Origin of the sequence: Janthinobacterium sp. (assembly GCF_031995485.1) — a bacterium.
Lineage (GTDB): Bacteria > Pseudomonadota > Gammaproteobacteria > Burkholderiales > Burkholderiaceae_D > Janthinobacterium.
Genome location: NZ_DAMAGB010000050.1, coordinates 1 through 17,219 on the forward strand (window position 1 = coordinate 1; position 17,219 = coordinate 17,219).

The window sequence follows — 17,219 nt, forward strand, 5'->3', positions numbered from 1 at the left end:
AATATATTGCAGCCCGAGAAAGTCGAAGTAGCTGGACAGGTAGTAACCGACCAGGCCGAGACCCACCAGCTGCCAGCGGTCGCGCCACGCCAGCGGCGGCTCGGTGCGCATCTGCCAGCAGGCAATGACGGCAAACACGGGCAGGGAAAAGATCATGCGGAAGGCGATTACCGTCACCGCATCGATCTGGTAGCGGTACAGCAGCTTGGCAACGATGGCCTTGGTGGAAAACAGCACCGCCCCGCCCACCGCGATGGCCAGGCCACCGAGGTAGACGGAGCGGGAGATGGAAGACGGGGCGGCGGGGCTGGTGCTCATGACCAGATTGTAAGGCAAAAATCCCGCAGACCGCGTAGGTCGGGCAGGTCGGATCAGGCCGCAGGCCGCAATCCGACGCCACCACCGGCCCAGGCCAGCAATGTTGTCCGGTTACGCGCGGAGCGCTAACCCGACCTGCCCTGCCTACGCCACCACCACCGCCGCCGTTCCGGCCGTGACGGTCGCCGTGGTCACCCGCGCAATCACGTTCGCCGGCGCGGCCGTGCCGATCAGCTTGTTGACCTGCTTGAACTGCGCCACCAGCTTGCCCGGCGTGAGCGTGACCACCGTATAGCCCTGCGCATCCGTGTTCAGGTGCTTGATCCACGGATTATTGCCCAAACCAGACAGCTGCTGCGCCAGGCCCAGCAGGGTGCCGCTGAAGTCCGTACTCGCTTTCAAGCCCGCCTGCACCGCCGTGACAGTGGCGTCGAGCTGCGCTTCCGGCACGCCCTTGGCCGCCAAGGCGCCGCGCAGCTGCACGCGCAGCTGTTCCAGCAGGCTGTCCACCGTCGGCGCCGCCTTGCCCATGGTGTAGTCGAGCAGGTTGATATCGAGGTTGACGGTGCCGACGCCGGGCACGGGAATGGCCAGCGGATAGCTGACCAGCGTGCCGATATCGCCCAGCGCAGCGGCCGCCGATTTGAGGTAGCTGAAGAAGGAATCGGAGCTGATGCCGGCCGATACCAGGTCCACCATTACCGGCGTGCCGCCGCCGCTTGCATCGAAATCGTCACTGACGGTGCCGGCAAAGAACGCGTGGATATCGCCCGTCAGCGCCACCACATTGCCAATCGCATTGGTTTTCAAATGCGCCATCAGCGCCTTGCGCTCGCTGTTGTAGCCATCCCACTGGTCGCAGTTGAGCAGGAAGCGGGTAAAGAACGGCGCCAGCGAGGCGGCTTTGCCGGAGTTTTTCACGAAGGTCGATTCCGCCTGCCTGGCCTGCACATCGGGCTTGATCCAGCCAAATGCGATCACCTGCGCGGCGGCCGTCGGCGAGCCGCTGTTGAACGCCGCCACGGTGATGCCGGCCTGCGCGGCGGAGAGGCCCGCGCCAGCGGCGGCCGCGCCCTGCGCCGTGGCATTGCTGCCGGCGCCGGCAATGGCGATGGCCGCCGCCTGCGCGACCGATGTGGAAGCACCAGCCGTCGATGCGGCCACGATGGCGCACGCCAATGGCACGCTGCCGCCGACCAGCGGCAAGGTCGAAGCGATCGCCGCACCCACGTTCGACATGGCACTCAGCGCAACCAGCGTGGCGATCGCATCGACGCCATTCAACCCCATGCGCAGCAGCGAGACTTCATTGCCCCACAGCTTCCAGGTCGAGGTGGCCGCTTTCATTCTGGTCTTCCACCATTCGCGCTGGGTGGCGCCCAGCATGCCAACCGCGCCCAGGGCGTCGGCGCCGGCTTTCGTCGCAGCCGCCATCTTCTGCGCTTCCACGCTGTCGAACAGCTGCTGCGGCACCAGGTAGCGGCTGCCGACGCTGCCCAGCGCCTTGCCGGTGGCGGGATTGAGCGACGCTTCGGGAATCGCATGGTCGGCGCGGTACAGGCGCTCGTCCGTCATGATGAGCTGCATCAGCTTGCCGAACTGGAAGTCACGGTAGATCTGGATATTCTGGAACGTCGTCGCGCTCGCGTCGAACGTGACGTCGGCCGGCATGTATTCGAACCAGGCCTGGTTGGCGCTGCGCCGGCGAGCCGGCTGGTGCAGGTCGCTGCCGTCGGCCGCCACGATGCCCTCATAGGTGGACGCATCCTGCCAGGCGTCGTCGGTGAATTCGTGGTCGTCCCACACGGCGATAAAGGCAAAGCGCTCGTGCACGGCCTGCAGGCGGCTATCGGTGCGGTATTTCTTGTACAGGTAGCGGTAGTCGGCGGTGGTGGTGGCGTATTTGGCGCCGCTGCTGCCGTTCTTGTACGTGCCGTCCGGCAGTTTCAGCTGGTCGTGGCGGCTTTCCACGGCGCCGCTCTGGAACGCTTCGCCGACTGTTTCGTAGATGTAGTCGCCCAGGTGGACGATAAAGTCGAGCGACTCGTTGGCGGCGATATGGCCGAGCGCGCCCCAGTGGTTGATGCTCCAGTCCTGGCAGGTCAGGTAGGCAAACTGCAGCTGCGCCACATCGGCGCTGGCGGCCGGCGCCGTCCTGAAGCGGCCCACGTTCGAGCGCACGTCGCCGGCGATGAACTGGTAGAAATACGTCTGGCCCGGCTGCAGGCCGGTGACCTTGTGGCGCAGGGTGTTGTCGAAGTCGCTCTTCAGGGGCAGCTTGGCGTCGACGATAGTGGTGCCCGTCAAAGCCTTGTTGCTGCCCAGCGAGGCCGTATTGTCGGTGGCGCTGACGATCAGGCGCACCGCCACTTCGCCAGCGAAGGCTGGCGCCGGCGCCACCGCGTCCAGGCTGGCGGGTACCACGCGCGTCCACAGCATGGCGCTGTCCGGGCGCGGATCGCCGGAGGCCACGCTCTGCGGGAACTTCCAGTCGCTGCCGCTGGCGAGCGGCACGCCGGCATCGCTGTAGTCACTGCTGCCGCAGGCGGTCAGCCCGGCGGTGGCCACGGAAACGGTGATAAAGCCGCCCAGTTTCAGGAATTGACGCCTGTTGATCTGACTTGCCATGATTTTCTTCCCCAAAGTAACCCGAAAGCGCGTCACTTTAGCAACACAATATGTCGGCTTCATGACCGGGGCTGGCGGCGGCGCAAGGTGCCACTATGCTAAAATGTCGGCCACAATTGAACACCCGTCTAAGGAAGATTCGACATGGCAGGACATAGCAAATGGGCCAACATCAAGCATAAAAAGGCTGCCACGGATGCCAAGCGCGGCAAAATCTGGACGCGCCTGATCAAGGAAATCACGGTCGCAGCCCGCATGGGCGGCGCCGACGCCATCACCAATCCGCGCTTGCGCCTGGCGGTGGACAAGGCGGCCGACGCCAATATGCCGAAAGATAACGTGCAGCGCGCGATCAACCGCGGCAGCGGCGGCGTCGACGGCGCCAACTACGAAGAAGTGCGCTACGAAGGCTACGGCGTGGGCGGCGCGGCCGTCATCGTCGAATGCATGACCGACAACAAGGTGCGCACGGTGGCCGAAGTACGCAACGCCTTCAACAAGAACGGCGGCAACATGGGCAATGAAGGCTCGGTCGCCTTCATGTTCCAGCATTGCGGCCAGCTGCTGTTTGCGCCGGGCACCGACGAAGACAAGCTGATGGAAGCGGCGCTGGAAGCGGGCGCCGACGACGTGATCGCCGATGAAGAAGGCGGCTTCGAAGTGGTGACCCCGGTGCACGATTTCGCCGCCGTCAAGGAAGCGCTGGAAGCGGCCGGCTTCAAGGCTGAAGTGGCCGAAGTCATCATGAAACCGGCCACCGAAACCGTGTACTCGGGCGACGATGCGGTCAAGATGCAGAAGCTGATCGATGCGCTGGAGCTGCTCGACGACGTGCAGGAAGTCTTCACCAACGCCCTGATCGAGAATTAAATACACGCACTCAAGGGCGGTTTCCTCCGCCCTGCAACCCCACACTGAACGAACGGTCCCTATGAAAATTCTGGTAGTCGGCTCTGGCGGCCGCGAACACGCCCTGGCCTGGAAACTGGCCCAGTCCGAACGCATACAGATGGTGTATGTCGCTCCGGGCAACGGCGGCACCGCGCGCGATGCGCGCCTGGTCAATCTCGACATCAGCGACCCGCAATTGCTGGCCGATTTCGTTCAGCAGGAACATATCAGCCTGACCGTGGTCGGACCGGAAGTGCCGCTGGCCGCCGGCATCGTCAACCTGTTCCGCTCGCGCGGCCTGAAGATCTTCGGCCCGACGAAGGAAGCGGCGCAGCTGGAGTCTTCCAAGGATTTCGCCAAGGCCTTCATGCAGCGCCACGGCATCCCGACCGCCGCCTACCAGACGTTTTCGGCAGTGGCGCCGGCGCACGCCTATATCGACAGCATGGGCGCACCGATCGTCATCAAGGCCGACGGCCTGGCTGCCGGCAAGGGCGTGGTGGTGGCATTGACCCTGGAAGAAGCGCACCAGGCGGTCGACAATATGCTGGCGGATAACCAGTTCGGCGACGCCGGCGCGCGCATCGTGATCGAAGAATTCCTGGCTGGCGAAGAAGCCAGCTTTATCGTCATGTGCGACGGCAAGAACATCCTGCCGCTGGCCACCAGCCAGGACCACAAGCGCCTGAAAGACCACGACCAGGGCCCGAACACGGGCGGCATGGGCGCCTATTCGCCGGCGCCGATCGTCACGCCGGCCATGCATGCGCGCGTGATGCGCGAGATCATCGTGCCGACGATTACCGGCATGGCGAAAGACGGCATCACCTTCACGGGCTTTTTGTACGCCGGCCTGATGATCGACGACAAGGGCACGCCCAAGACCCTCGAATTCAACTGCCGCATGGGCGACCCGGAAACCCAGCCCATCATGGCGCGCCTGAAAACGGACCTGGTCACCGTGATGGAACACGCCGTCAACGGCACGCTCGACACGGTGGAGCTGGAATGGGACCGCCGCACGGCAGTGGGCGTGGTGATGGCCGCCGCCGGCTACCCGGACGATCCGGTCAAGGGCACGCCGATTGGCGACATCCCTGCCGAAACGCATGACTCGGTGACCTTCCATGCGGGCACCCGCATCGAGGGCGAGCGCCTGGTGACCAATGGCGGGCGCGTGCTGTGCGTGGTCGGCCTGGGCGACAGCGTCAGGATGGCGCAGAAGCAGGCGTATGAAACCGTGGAAAAAATCCATTTCGACGGCGCGCAGTACCGCCGCGATATCGGCTGGCGCGGTTTGAAACACTGATCGTCGACTAGCGACCAGACGGCGGGCCGGCGCGGATGCATCCGCCCCGGCCCGTTTCCCTTTTGACTGTCACGCCCCCTTCCGCCATGACCATCCCCACCGGCCTTGCCACGCCCGACCACAATGCGCCGATCAGCCCCTGGAGCTGGCTGACGCTGGCCGCCGTGCTGCTTGCCGGCCTGGCCTGGTACTGGTTCAGCAGCTATGCCGTACCGCGCTGTGACGCCAGGGAAACCGTGGCCTCGGTCAGCGACGGCAAATTCATCCTGGACAACATCAGGCAGGCCGGCTATTCCTGGTCGCAAAAAACCCGTGGCTGCCTGGCCACCGTCAGCCAGAACGGCAAGCCGATGCAATTCGGCTGGACCATTACCCGCGTGGAAGGCCGCCGCAGAAGCCGCCTGGAATACGACCACGCGCATGCGGGCATCGTGCAAGCGCGTTTTGGCCACCTCGCCTGGCATGGCGGCTTTGCCGCGCAGGGCCAGCCCGTCGGGCGGGAGGCCTTGCTGACCGCAATGTTGGCCGGCATGGACGCCCTGCGCGGCAAGCCGCTGTTCCATCCCGATCTTGCCGCGCTGCTGTCACCGCAGCACTACCGCGAAATTGGCGATATCGAACCGCTGGGTCCATGCAAGGAGGTCGCGCCCGGCGAAGTTTCCTGCCGCCTGCTGCTGGCCCGTAATGACCTGGCGTCCCCTGTGGGCACGACAGTGCTGGCCTGGTCGGTGCTGCAGCAGGGCGACTTCACCTTCCAGCGCGTTACTGGCGGCAAGGGCTGGTCGGTGACACCGCAATTTGCGGAAGAGCTGCAGCAGGCGCGCGGTCAATAGTGCGTAGTGGAAATACGGTTTTATTGTAAGGTTTGCCATCCCGATCAATCTGGTTCCGATGACAAACGACACACTGACCTCAATCGACACGCTGCATGCCTTGAAACTGCTCACGCGCCGGCAGCGCGAGCAGGCGCTGGCGCATGCCGACTTGCCGCAACTGGCCGCGAACACACCACTGGCCGATGCCTTGATGTGGTTGTACCGGCGCCAGATCGTCACCTCGGATGACCTGATGAGCCTGTCGCAAAGCGTGCTGCGCAACTACAGCGGCGCGGAACTGGAACAGCGTTTGGCCATCCTGAACCAGTTGGTGGCGACCTTGAATCTGGAGTCGCTCGATGTGCTGCGCGACGAGGCGGTGCTTACGCAGCAGCAGTACCAGTTCGCGCTGGATCACCTGCCCGGCAATGTGCTGCTGCCCACGCCAGGCGAGGCGCTGACCTGGATGGTGTATTCGGGCGTGCTGCCGCGCGCGCAGTTGACAATGATCACGCAGCGCGTGCGCGCCGGCGGCAGCGACGAGGCCAGGCGCATCGTCGAGCACACCATGGCGCGCGTGAAAAAACACAAGAAGGACGTGCGCGGCGTGATCCTCGAAGGCCTGTTTCCAGGCTCGCGCCTGGCCTGGCTGATCATCGCGCCACTGGCGCTGGCCGGCATGGTCTGGTATGTCGTCAGCGGCAATTCCGTTCCCGCCTGCGAGGCCGCCGATACGCAGTCGGCGGTGACGCGCATGCTCAATTCGGCCAGGCTGGAGAATCCGTCAAGAATGAGCCTGCACGATGTGAAAGAAGCCGGTTACGCCTCCTCGCACAAGATACGTGGCTGCCTGGCGACGGTGGAACAGGATGGCGAAAAAATGGACTTCGCCTACACGGTCGCCCGCGATGACAGCGGCAGCGGCAATCGCATCGCCTATACCGGCGCGCAGCCGCTGCTGGTCAAGGCGCGCTTTGGCACGATCAAGGATGGCGAATTCGCCCAGCAGGCCAAGCCGCTGGGGCGCGAGGCGCTGGAAAAAGCATTCCGCGCCGGCATGGATGGCGCGCGCATCATGCCGCAACCACGGCCAGCGTTTTCGCTGACGCAGTCAGCGGAACGGCGCCGCGAAATCGCCGAAATCGAGCCGCTGGCGCCGTGCCGCGAACTCTCGCCCGGCGTCTACTCCTGCCGCCTGCTAATCGAACGCAATGACGTCTTGCTGAGCATGCTCACTGGCGGCTCGTCGGTCATGCAGGAAGGCGATTTCACGTTCCAACGCGACGCCGCCGGCAATGGCTGGTCGGTGACGCCGCAATTTGCCGGCGAACTGCGCCAGGCGCAATTGAAAGAGTAAGGCCATGCATACCGAACCACCACACGCCTCGCTGCAGCAGCTGCACCAGCTGGGCCTGATCAGCGCGCAGGAACTGGACGACGCCAACGCGGAACGCGACGTGGCCGCGTACGAACGCCGGCATCCGTCCGAAGACGACATCGACATGCCGGAACTGGCGCAGGACGCCGGCCTGGTCGACACCCTGGGCTGGCTGCTGCTGACCGATCTGCTGCCGAAAAATGACCTCGACCAGCGCATGCCCGCGCTGCCCCCCGGACAGCAGACGCTGCTGGCCGACGGCGTGCGGCACTACAACCGGCGCGAGGTCGACGCCTTGTACGAGCTCGATCTGCTGGACCAGTTCCAGCGCGATGCCGCGCACGCGGCGGTGCCGGGCGACCGCATCCTGTATTCCCCCTGGATCGCCATGCGCTGGCTGGTGGTCAGCGGCATCCTGTCCACGCAGCAGTTCGAGGCGCTGGAGGTGCGTGTGCGTGCGCACGGCAGCGAACTGGCACGCGAGATCATGCAAGCGTCCCGGCTGCGGCACGGCCATGACCGCATCCCGTACAAGCGCCCGCCGGCCTGGAAAGGCGCGCTGATCGTGCTGGGCATGATCGTGGTGATGTCGGTGCTTTACGGTTTTGTTACCGGCAGCGTGCGGCCATGAGCAGCGATCCGCGCCTCAAGCCGCTCGGCGAACTGCGGCAGCTGGAGCTGATCACCAGCGACGAATACGACGACACGCTGGGCGAGCTGCAGATCATCGAGATCCAGCGCGCGCACAATGCGGCCGAAGACATCGATGTGCCGGAACTGGCAATGAATGCCGACCAGGTCGGGACGCTGGCCTGGCTGCTGAGCGCCGAACTGGTGCCCGAGGAGCGTTTTTTCAGGATGCTGCACAAGCTGCCCGCCGATAAACCACGCCGGCAACTGGCCAGCGCCGCACTGCGGCAGGTGAACCGCGAAGCGGTCGATGCGCTGTACCGCGAGAACCTGATCAACCAGTTCCAGCGCGACGCCGCCCACGACAGCCTGCCGGACGACCACCTGGCCGCCACGCCCGTCGCGGCCTTGCGCCATATGCTGAAACAGGGCACGGTGTCGCCGCTGCAGTACAAGGCGCTGCAGGCGCGCACGCGCGCGGACGGCTCGCAACTGGCGCGCATCATCGTCGACGCCGCCGGCAAGCCGCCAGCCCGATTGGGCCGACCCCGCCCGCGTCCTTCCACCATCATGGCCGCGGTGCTGCTGCTGGCGATACTGACGATGCTGACGTTTGCGGGGCGCGCATGGTTCAGGCGCGAGCAGCCAGCGCCCGTGGCGCCGCTGGCGCAGCCGGCCGGCACGGCCGAACGCACGGACCTGCAGCAGCGCGCGGCCGGCATGGTGGAGGACGCCCGCCAGCCAGGCGCGGAGGCGCCCCCGTTCGAGGTGCAGGTGATACAGGACAAGCCGCCTCGGTAAAGCCTGGCCGGCAACAGCATCGCCGGTTTTGCTATCACAAAAATCTGTTACAGGGTACAATCCGTCCTCACTTTTTTATTTCGGCCTCGTCGGCCCACGCGATGTCGTCCACTCCCTCCTCTTCGGCTGTCAAAGCCTATTTGCTCGATTTGCAAAGCCGTATCGTGCAGGCGCTCGAAGCGCAGGACGGCAAGCCGTTCCTGACCGACAGCTGGCAGCGCCCGGAAGGCGGCGGCGGCATTTCGCGCCTGATCGAGGAAGGCAATGTGTTCGAGCGCGGCGGCGTGAATTTTTCGCACGTCACCGGCGCGCAATTGCCGCCATCGGCGGCTGCCGCGCGCCCCGAACTCGGTGGCAAGCCGTGGGAAGCGATGGGCGTATCGCTGGTGCTCCATCCGCGCAATCCCTACGCGCCGACGGTGCACATGAACGTGCGTTTTTTCAGCACGGTCAACGCCGACAATGAACCGGTGTGGTGGTTCGGCGGCGGCATGGACCTGACGCCGTATTACGGCAACGTGGAGGACGTCAGACACTTCCATCAGGTGTGCCACGATGCGATTGCGCCGTTTGGCAGCGAGCTGCATCCGAAGTTCAAGGCCTGGTGCGACGAGTATTTTTACCTGAAGCACCGCAAGGAACCGCGCGGCGTGGGCGGCATCTTTTTTGACGACTTCAACGCGCTCGGTTTCGACGACAGCTTCGCCATGATGCGCAGCGCCGGCGACGCATTCATCGACGCCTATGTGCCGATCCTGGCGCGCCGCAAGGATACGCCGTATGGCGAGCGCGAACGCGACTTCCAGGCCTACCGGCGCGGCCGCTATGTCGAGTTCAACCTGGTGTTCGACCGCGGCACGCACTTCGGCCTGCAGTCGGGCGGGCGCACCGAAGCGATCCTGATGTCGATGCCGCCGATCGTCAAATGGCGCTATGACTGGCATCCGGCCGAGGGCAGCCCGGAAGCGGCGCTGTACCTTGACTTCCTCGTGCATCGCGACTGGCTGCAGGCGTGACGCAAGCAAGTACGGCGGGCAGTACGGCATGCGTGGCTCTGCTGGGCGGCAGTTACGATCCGGTGCATACGGGCCATGTCTCGCTGGGATCGTACTTTTCCCGCTTGCTGCAGGCCGATACACTGCGCGTGATCCCCGCCGGCGCGCCGTGGCAAAAAGGGCGCCTGGGCGCCACCTGCGAACAGCGCGCCGAGATGACCCGGCTGGCGTTCTCAAGCCTGCCGCTGCCGGTGATGATCGACCTGCAGGAAATCGAACGCAGCGAACAGGGCCAGCCCAGCTACACCATCGATACCCTGCGCCAGGTGCGCGCCGAACTGGGGCCGACGGCATCCATCGTGTTCCTGATGGGCGCCGACCAGCTGCAGCGGCTCGACACCTGGCGCGAATGGCAGCAATTATTTGAATACGCCCATATCTGCGTCGCGGCCCGCCCCGGCTTCGCGCTCCATGGCGCGGCGATGCCGCAGGCAGTAGCGCAGGAATTCACGCGCCGCCTGGGCACGCTCAGCAGCATCCGCAACACGCCGCACGGTCTGACTTATCTGGCACAGGACTTCGCGGTGGATATCTCCGCCACCGAAATACGTGCGGCATTACAACGGGGGTTTCCGGCAAACGAGCTTGTTTCCCCGCTAGTGCTAGACTATATTGAACAACACAATTTATACAAAAGCTAAATGGACATCAAAAAACTGCAAACCCTCGTCGTTGACGCCCTGGAAGACGTCAAAGGCCAAGACATCGCCGTATTCGACACGGTTCACCTGACCAGCCTGTTCGACCGCATCGCCATCGTTTCCGGCACTTCGAACCGCCAGACCAAGGCGCTGGCCGCTTCGGTACGCGACAAGGTCAAGGAAGCCGGCGGCGAAATCGTCGGCATGGAAGGTGAAGACACCGGCGAATGGGTACTGGTTGACCTGGGCGACATGATCGTCCACATCATGCAGGCACCGATCCGCGCCTACTACCGCCTGGAAGAAATCTGGGGCGACAAGCCGGTCAAGCTGGGCGCCGCCAAACGCGCGCCGAAAAAAGCCGCCGGCGACGAGCCGAAGAAAGTCAGCGGCCACCTGGCAGCAAGCAAGGCCAATGTCGAAGCCACGCCCGTGATCGAGAAAAAAGCGCCAGCCAAGAAAGCGGCTGCCGCCACCACCGGCGCCAAGAAAGCACCGGCCAAGAAAGCCGTCGCTTCCAAAGCCGTCGGCAAGACCGTGAAAGTTGCGCCAACCAAGACCGAGACGGCCGCCGTCAAGGCCCTCAAAGCGCTGCCGGAGAAAAAAGTCCGTGCACCGCGCGCGGCCAAACCGGCAGCTGATGCAGCACCGGCGAAAACCGTCATCAAGCGTATCAAAAAAGTCGAAGAGTAAGCGTTCATGCAGCTTATCATCGCTGCGGTCGGCCATAAAATGCCGGCCTGGATCGAAACGGGCTTCGCCGAATACGCGAAGCGCATGCCGCCGGAATTGCGCATCGTGCTCAAGGAAATCAAGCCCGTCGAGCGTTCCGGCAGCAAGACCGCCGCCACCGCGATGGCGCTGGAACGCGAACGCATCGAAGCCGCCCTGCCCAAGGGCGTACGCATCATCGCCCTCGATGAACGCGGCAAGGACCTGACCAGCGTTGGCCTGTCCCAGCAGTTGATGGCGTGGCAGCAGGATGGCCGCGACACGGCTTTCCTGATCGGCGGCGCCGATGGCCTCGACCCCGCTTTGAAAGCACGGGCCGAAGGCATGCTGCGCATTTCCAGCATGACCCTGCCGCACGGCGTGGTGCGCGTGATCCTCGCCGAGCAGCTGTACCGCGCGTGGTCGATCACGCAAAACCATCCCTACCACCGCGTCTGATTTTTCTCTTCCCCCATGAAACCGGCTGACAACAAGATCTACCTGGCGTCCAAGAGCCCGCGCAGGCGCGAACTGCTGCGCCAGGTCGGGGTCGAATTCGAACTGCTGCTGCTGCGCAGCGACGGCCCGCGCGGCGCCGACGTCACCGAAGAAGTGCTGCCTGGCGAATCGGCGCTCGACTACGTGGCGCGCGTCGCCAATGAAAAGGCGGCCTTTGCGCTGAACGTGGTGCGCCTGCGCCACCTGCCTGCGCGTCCGGTGCTGGCGGCCGACACCACCGTCACCATCGACGGCGTGATCCTCGGCAAGCCGGCCGACCGCGCGGAAGCGATCGCCATGCTGGAGCAGCTGTCGGGCCGCACGCACCAGGTGCTGACCTCGATCGCCGTGCATGGCAACGGCATCGCGGAACAGCGCACGCAGATCTCGCAGGTGCGCTTCGGCGTGCTGTCAGCGGCCTCGATCGCGGCGTACTGCGCCACGCCGGAACCGTACGACAAGGCCGGCGGCTACGGCATCCAGGGCAGCGCCGCGCTGTTCGTCGAGCATATCGAAGGCAGCCATTCCGGCATCATGGGCCTGCCCCTGTACGAGACCGCGCAATTGCTGCGGCAAGCGGGTTTGCCCCTGCCCTGATAGGGGGTATGATGTCGTTCGTTGCCTCCACTTTTGCGCCTCCATGAACGAAGACATCCTGATCAATATCACGCCGCAAGAAACCCGCGTCGCCCTCATCCTCCAGGGCGCGGTCCAGGAACTGCACATCGAGCGCACGCTCACGCGCGGCCTGGCCGGCAATGTGTATTCCGGCAAAGTGGTCAGGGTATTGCCGGGCATGCAGTCCGCCTTTATCGACATCGGCCTGGAACGCGCGGCATTCCTGCACGTGGCCGACATCTGGGAAGCGCGCGGCCACGATGGCCAGAACAATACGCCGGCGCCGATTGAAAAAATCCTGTTCGACGGCCAGGTGCTGACGGTCCAGGTGATCAAGGACCCGATCGGCACCAAGGGCGCACGACTGTCGACGCAGATCTCGATTGCCGGCCGCATGCTGGTGTATCTGCCGCAGGACAAGCATATCGGCATCTCGCAAAAGATCGAAAAGGAATCCGAGCGCGAACTGCTGCGCACGCGGCTGCAAAGCCTGCTGCCAACCGATGAAAAAGGCGGCTACATCGTGCGCACCATGGCCGAAGACGCCTCCGACGCCGACCTGAAGGCGGATGTCGACTACTTGCGCAAGACCTGGAGCACCATCGTCCACGGCGCCCGCACGCGCCCCGCCACCAGCCTGCTGCACCAGGATCTGAACCTGGCCCAGCGCGTGCTGCGCGACTTCGTCGGCGACGAAACGGCCACCATCCAGGTTGACTCGCGCGAGAACTATGTCAAGCTGCGCGAATTTGCCGAAGTCTATACCCCCAGCGAACTGACGCGCTTGCAGCACTACACGGGCGAGCGCCCGCTGTTCGACCTGTACGGCGTGGAAGAAGAAATCCTGCGCGCCCTGGGCCGCCGCGTCGACCTCAAATCGGGCGGCTACCTGATCGTCGACCAGACCGAAGCGATGACCACCATCGACGTCAACACGGGCGGCTTTGTCGGCGGACGCAATTTTGCCGACACCATCTTCAAGACCAACCTGGAAGCGGCGCACGCCATCGCCCGCCAGCTGCGCCTGCGCAACCTGGGTGGCATCATCATCCTCGACTTCATCGACATGGACAACGCCGAGCACCGCAACGCCGTGCTGGCCGAACTCAAACGCACGCTGTCGCGCGACCGCACCAAGGTCTCGGTCAGCAACTTCTCGCCGCTGGGCCTGGTCGAAATGACGCGCAAGCGCACGCGCGAGTCCTTGGCCCATATCCTGTGCGAACCGTGCCCCGCCTGCGCCGGCAAGGGCCAAGTCAAGACCTCGCGCACCATCTGCTACGAAATCCTGCGCGAACTGCTGCGGGAAGCAAAACAGTTCAACCCGCGCGAATTTCGCATCCTGGCGTCGCAGGAGGTGGTCGATCTGTTCCTGGAAGAAGAATCGCAGCACCTGGCGATGCTGGGCGACTTTATCGGCAAGAAGATATCGCTGCAGGTGGAGAATGCCTATCATCAGGAGCAGTATGACGTGATTTTGATGTAGGCATGGCGAGCCACCCTTCTTTCTGTCGCGACGCCACCCTGCCTCATGTGGAGAGCAGGCGCGCCTGCCACAGCCGCGCCTGCTACAAGCCCCACAGCCATCCGACCTTTTCCATCGGCGCCGTCGATGCGGGCGGCAGCATGTTTACGGGCTGCGGCAAGGCGGCAGTGAGACTGGCGCCGGGCAGCCTGGTGCTGGTGCCGGCCGGCTGCGTGCATGCCTGCAATCCCCTGCCCGAGATGGCGTGGAGCTACCAGATGCTGCATCTCGATGCGCAGTGGCTGCTGGAGCATGCGCCGGCGCTCGATGGCGACACGGCGCGGGTGCGCGATTGCCCGGTGCTGTATGCGCAGTTCTGTGCGATGAATGCGCTGCTGTTTTCGTCAGGCAGTGCCCAAGAGAAGGATGCAGCGCTGCTGGCGTTTCTCGGCGCTTGCGCCAGCGCCGATGCCGATGCCGATGCGCTGCCCTCGGCGCGCAAGCCGGTACCGCTGCACTTGGCGCCCGTGCTCGCTGCGCTGCAAACGCAACCGCTGGCCAGCCTGCAACAACTGGCGCAAGCTGCAGGAATCAGCCGCTATCAGCTGATCCGCGCCTTTCGCGCCGCCACCGGCATGACGCCGCATGCGTATCAGCTCAATGCCCATATCAACCGCGCGCGCAGCAGCCTGCAGGCAGGAGCGGCTCTCGCGCAAGTGGCGCATGAGCTGGGCTTTGCCGACCAGAGCCATTTCCAGCGCGTGTTCAAGGCCCATGCGGGGATTACGCCGGGACGCTACCGCAGCTGATCCCTGCGCAATTTTCTTCAATACGCGCCGCTGGCGCATCCGCATACTCGCCTCCTCACTATTGCCGGAGCCGAGTCATGCAGGATTTTCTATTGATCGCCGGCGCCCATTTCCTGGCGCTGCTGTCGCCCGGCCCCGATTTCTTTCTCGTTGCCCGCAGTTCGCTGGCGCATGGCTGGCGCGGCGCCAGCGGCGCGTGCATCGGCATTGCGCTGGCCAATGCGGTGTTTATCGTGGCGGCGTTTGGCGGCTTGTCGGTGCTGCGGGCGGGCAGCACGGCGTTTCTGGTGGTGCAGCTGGCCGGCTGTGCTTATCTGTTTTACCTGGGCTGGCTGTTTTTGCGCCACGCGGGCACAAGCAGCCTCGATGCAACGCCTGACACCGGCAAGGCGCACTGGCGTAGTGGCCTGGCGATGGGCTTTGTGTCGGCGATATTAAATCCGAAGAATGCGCTGTTTTATGTCAGCCTGGCAACCGTGCTGGCCAGCCGGCAGACGAGCACCGGTGCGATGACGGCATATGGCGCGTGGATGGTGCTGGCCGTGCTGGCGTGGGATATGGCGGTGGCGCTGGCGATCGGCAGCGCCGCCCTGCGCCAGCGCTTTGCGCGCGCGCTGCCGCTGCTCGAACGGCTGTCGGGCGCGATGCTGATCGTGCTGTCAGTCGCGCTGCTGGCCAACGTGGTGCATCAGTGATGCTCGGGCAGCGCCTTTCTTGCGTAGAAGCTGGCCACGCTGTCGATTTCCGCATCCGTCATCGGCCGCGCCACGTTGCGCATCTGCTGCTGGCCGTCGTTCTTGCGCCGGCCGTGCCGGAAGTCTTCCAGCTGCTGCACCAGGTAGGGTTTCGGCATGCCTTCGAGCCACGGTGCGCCCAGTTTCTGGTCGACGCCGCCGTGGCACGAGATGCAGGGAGCGATATTGCGCATCGGGTCGCCCACGCGTACCAGCGCCGGCAGCGCTTCGTCGTAGGTAGTCGGGGCCGTGCGCGCTTTCGGCAGGCTGGCGTAGTAGGCCGCCAGGTCGGCAATATTCTCTTCGGTCAGGTTGCGCGCCAGCGCGGCCATGATGGCGCTGGCGCGCTTGCCGCTCCGGTAATCGAGCATCTGCTTGCGGATCACTTCCGGATACTGGCCCGCCAGGTTCGGCGCGTCCGAGCGGCTCAGGCCCAGCGCGCCGTGGCACATGGTGCAGTTCAGCGCCAGCGTGGCGCCGCGTCCGACCGAGGCCGAGGATGCGGGTTTTGCCATTGCCGGCAGCAATACCACGTTGGTCGCAACCACGTCGGCATTATCCTTGCGCGGGCTGCCATCGAGCCATCTGGCCGGCACGCCGGCGGCGCGGCAGATGCTGTCCCATAATCCCTGCGCGCGGAAGTCGGCCTGAGCCGACGGCAGCCAGGCAAAGGCGACCAGCACCGCCATCAATGTCAGCACGAGCAGGCCAACGGTGCTGACCCAGCCGATGCGGTTTGCTCGGGAAAAGAAGCCGTGTTCTCGCATTATCGCGCTCCTATCGGCACTATCGGAACGCTGGCGTCAGGCGTGATCGCCAGCTGCAAAATGGGGTAGCCATAGTTGACGACGGTGAGCGCGATCATCATCGCCACCCACAGCGCAAAGCCATTGAGGGCAGCCGGCACCCTGGCGTTCGGATGGACGGCCTGGCTGAAGGCAAACGGCGCCGCCGGCGCATCCTGGCGTTTTGGCGTGGCCAGGATGTAGATGAACAGTGCCGCCGAGATGACCAGTATCAGTCCGCCCAAGGTGGACATGCTGACCGTGATGGCCTGCGGCGCCAGTAGCGGATGCGTGTAGTCGTAATAGGCCATGCGGCGCGGCGCACCGAGCAAGCCCACCAGGTGCCACGGCATGGTGAGGATCATCATGCCGATGAACCAGCTCCACAGCTGCGCCTTGACCAGGCGCGGCGACAGCGGCTGGCAGGCGCGCAGCTGCGGCCACAGTTCATACGCCACCATGAAGTACATGATGACGATGGCGCCGGCAAAGATCAGGTGGAAGTGGCCCGTTACCCATTGCGTGTTGTGAATCGATTCATTGAGCTGGTAGCTCATGTTGATGATGCCGCCCGCGCCGCCAAAACCGAGCATGATGAAAGCCAGCGTGACGGCCAGCATCCACGGATTGGACCACGGCAGCGCTTTCACCCAGCCGACCGGCCCCTTGCCGCCGCGCAGCCGGCCCACGATTTCGGCCGAGGCGACGATAGTGAACACCGTGAGCAGGGTCGGAATCGAGACCATCGCCGTCATCGCCGCATGCACGAACTTGAAGCCGGCGCCGACCTGGGGGTCGGCGAACAGGTGGTGGATGCCGATCGGCATCGAGAACACGAGGAACAGCGCAAATGCCACGCGGCCCATGGTGTCGCTGTACAGCCGCCCGCCGATCGCGCGCGGGAACAGCGTATAGAATGCGATATACGCGGGCATCAGCCAGAAATAGACGATGGCATGCAGCGTCCAGGAAAACAGCACGCGCGCCAGGCCGACGTTGATGGTGTCGGTAAAGCCCAGCGCGGCAGGCAGGATCAGCACCAGGATCTCCACCGCCGCGCCAACCGAGGTCCAGGCCCACAGATAGGCGCCGGCCACGTTGCCGAACATGGCCAGCGGCATGGTGGCGCCCGG

General features: G+C 64.6%; 17 protein-coding genes and 1 pseudogene. 14 read left to right on the forward strand and 4 right to left on the reverse strand.

The window, feature by feature from the left end:
- Together RTQ46_RS22505 and RTQ46_RS22510 are read right to left on the reverse strand one after the other, a co-directional pair.
- Positions 1 to 318, reverse strand: a pseudogene (locus tag RTQ46_RS22505) (EamA/RhaT family transporter); the annotation flags it as partial.
- A gap of 144 nt (positions 319 to 462) precedes the next feature.
- Complete coding sequence (locus RTQ46_RS22510; protein WP_312439818.1) at positions 463 to 2,946, reverse strand: alkaline phosphatase D family protein; 2,484 nt, start codon at positions 2,944 to 2,946, stop codon at positions 463 to 465.
- Between the two features lie 144 nt (positions 2,947 to 3,090).
- On the opposite strand from RTQ46_RS22510, the gene RTQ46_RS22515 reads away from it, so the two are divergent.
- The 14 genes from RTQ46_RS22515 (at position 3,091) to RTQ46_RS22580 (ending at position 15,262) form a co-directional block, all read left to right on the forward strand.
- Positions 3,091 to 3,816, forward strand: coding sequence for a YebC/PmpR family DNA-binding transcriptional regulator (locus tag RTQ46_RS22515; RefSeq protein ID WP_312439819.1), 726 nt, complete (start codon positions 3,091 to 3,093; stop codon positions 3,814 to 3,816).
- 61 nt (positions 3,817 to 3,877) lie between these two features.
- Positions 3,878 to 5,146 carry a phosphoribosylamine--glycine ligase gene (purD, locus tag RTQ46_RS22520; protein WP_312439820.1) on the forward strand — a complete coding sequence of 423 codons (1,269 nt, stop codon included), beginning with the start codon at positions 3,878 to 3,880 and terminating at the stop codon, positions 5,144 to 5,146.
- An 86-nt stretch (positions 5,147 to 5,232) separates the two neighbouring features.
- Positions 5,233 to 5,979, forward strand: coding sequence for a hypothetical protein (locus RTQ46_RS22525; protein WP_312439821.1), 747 nt, complete (start codon positions 5,233 to 5,235; stop codon positions 5,977 to 5,979).
- Between the two features lie 58 nt (positions 5,980 to 6,037).
- The gene (locus RTQ46_RS22530; protein WP_312439822.1) at positions 6,038 to 7,318 is read left to right on the forward strand and encodes a hypothetical protein; all 1,281 of its coding nucleotides are present in this window, start codon (positions 6,038 to 6,040) and stop codon (positions 7,316 to 7,318) included.
- Between the two features lie 4 nt (positions 7,319 to 7,322).
- Positions 7,323 to 7,970: a hypothetical protein gene (locus RTQ46_RS22535; RefSeq protein WP_312439823.1), complete on the forward strand. Its 648-nt coding sequence runs from the start codon at positions 7,323 to 7,325 to the stop codon at positions 7,968 to 7,970.
- Entirely contained in the window at positions 7,967 to 8,770 is an 804-nt protein-coding gene (locus RTQ46_RS22540) for a hypothetical protein (RefSeq protein ID WP_312439824.1), read from the forward strand. Before RTQ46_RS22535 ends, RTQ46_RS22540 begins: the two co-directional genes overlap by 4 nt.
- Before the next feature lie 101 nt (positions 8,771 to 8,871).
- Entirely contained in the window at positions 8,872 to 9,786 is a 915-nt protein-coding gene (hemF, locus tag RTQ46_RS22545) for an oxygen-dependent coproporphyrinogen oxidase (RefSeq protein WP_312439825.1), read from the forward strand.
- Complete coding sequence (locus tag RTQ46_RS22550; protein ID WP_312439826.1) at positions 9,783 to 10,466, forward strand: nicotinate-nucleotide adenylyltransferase; 684 nt, start codon at positions 9,783 to 9,785, stop codon at positions 10,464 to 10,466. Before hemF ends, RTQ46_RS22550 begins: the two co-directional genes overlap by 4 nt.
- Positions 10,467 to 11,159, forward strand: coding sequence for a ribosome silencing factor (rsfS, locus tag RTQ46_RS22555; RefSeq protein WP_312439827.1), 693 nt, complete (start codon positions 10,467 to 10,469; stop codon positions 11,157 to 11,159).
- Between the two features lie 6 nt (positions 11,160 to 11,165).
- Positions 11,166 to 11,636, forward strand: coding sequence for a 23S rRNA (pseudouridine(1915)-N(3))-methyltransferase RlmH (rlmH, locus tag RTQ46_RS22560; protein ID WP_312439828.1), 471 nt, complete (start codon positions 11,166 to 11,168; stop codon positions 11,634 to 11,636).
- Positions 11,637 to 11,651: 15 nt separating this feature from the next.
- Positions 11,652 to 12,272 (forward strand): Maf family protein, encoded by a 621-nt coding sequence (locus RTQ46_RS22565; RefSeq protein WP_312439829.1) that lies wholly within the window; start codon positions 11,652 to 11,654, stop codon positions 12,270 to 12,272.
- Between the two features lie 43 nt (positions 12,273 to 12,315).
- Positions 12,316 to 13,779 carry a ribonuclease G gene (gene rng / locus RTQ46_RS22570; RefSeq protein ID WP_312439830.1) on the forward strand — a complete coding sequence of 488 codons (1,464 nt, stop codon included), beginning with the start codon at positions 12,316 to 12,318 and terminating at the stop codon, positions 13,777 to 13,779.
- 2 nt (positions 13,780 to 13,781) lie between these two features.
- Positions 13,782 to 14,567: an AraC family transcriptional regulator gene (locus RTQ46_RS22575; protein ID WP_312439831.1), complete on the forward strand. Its 786-nt coding sequence runs from the start codon at positions 13,782 to 13,784 to the stop codon at positions 14,565 to 14,567.
- 77 nt (positions 14,568 to 14,644) lie between these two features.
- Positions 14,645 to 15,262 carry a LysE family translocator gene (locus tag RTQ46_RS22580; RefSeq protein ID WP_312439832.1) on the forward strand — a complete coding sequence of 206 codons (618 nt, stop codon included), beginning with the start codon at positions 14,645 to 14,647 and terminating at the stop codon, positions 15,260 to 15,262.
- On the opposite strand, the gene RTQ46_RS22585 is transcribed toward RTQ46_RS22580, so the two are convergent.
- Positions 15,256 to 16,068 carry a c-type cytochrome gene (locus RTQ46_RS22585; protein WP_312439833.1) on the reverse strand — a complete coding sequence of 271 codons (813 nt, stop codon included), beginning with the start codon at positions 16,066 to 16,068 and terminating at the stop codon, positions 15,256 to 15,258. The two genes, RTQ46_RS22580 and RTQ46_RS22585, sit on opposite strands and share 7 nt — an antisense overlap.
- Positions 16,068 to 17,219: cbb3-type cytochrome c oxidase subunit I (locus RTQ46_RS22590; RefSeq protein WP_312439834.1), on the reverse strand; the 1,152-nt coding region annotated here is incomplete at its 5' end. The genes RTQ46_RS22585 and RTQ46_RS22590, both read right to left, overlap by 1 nt.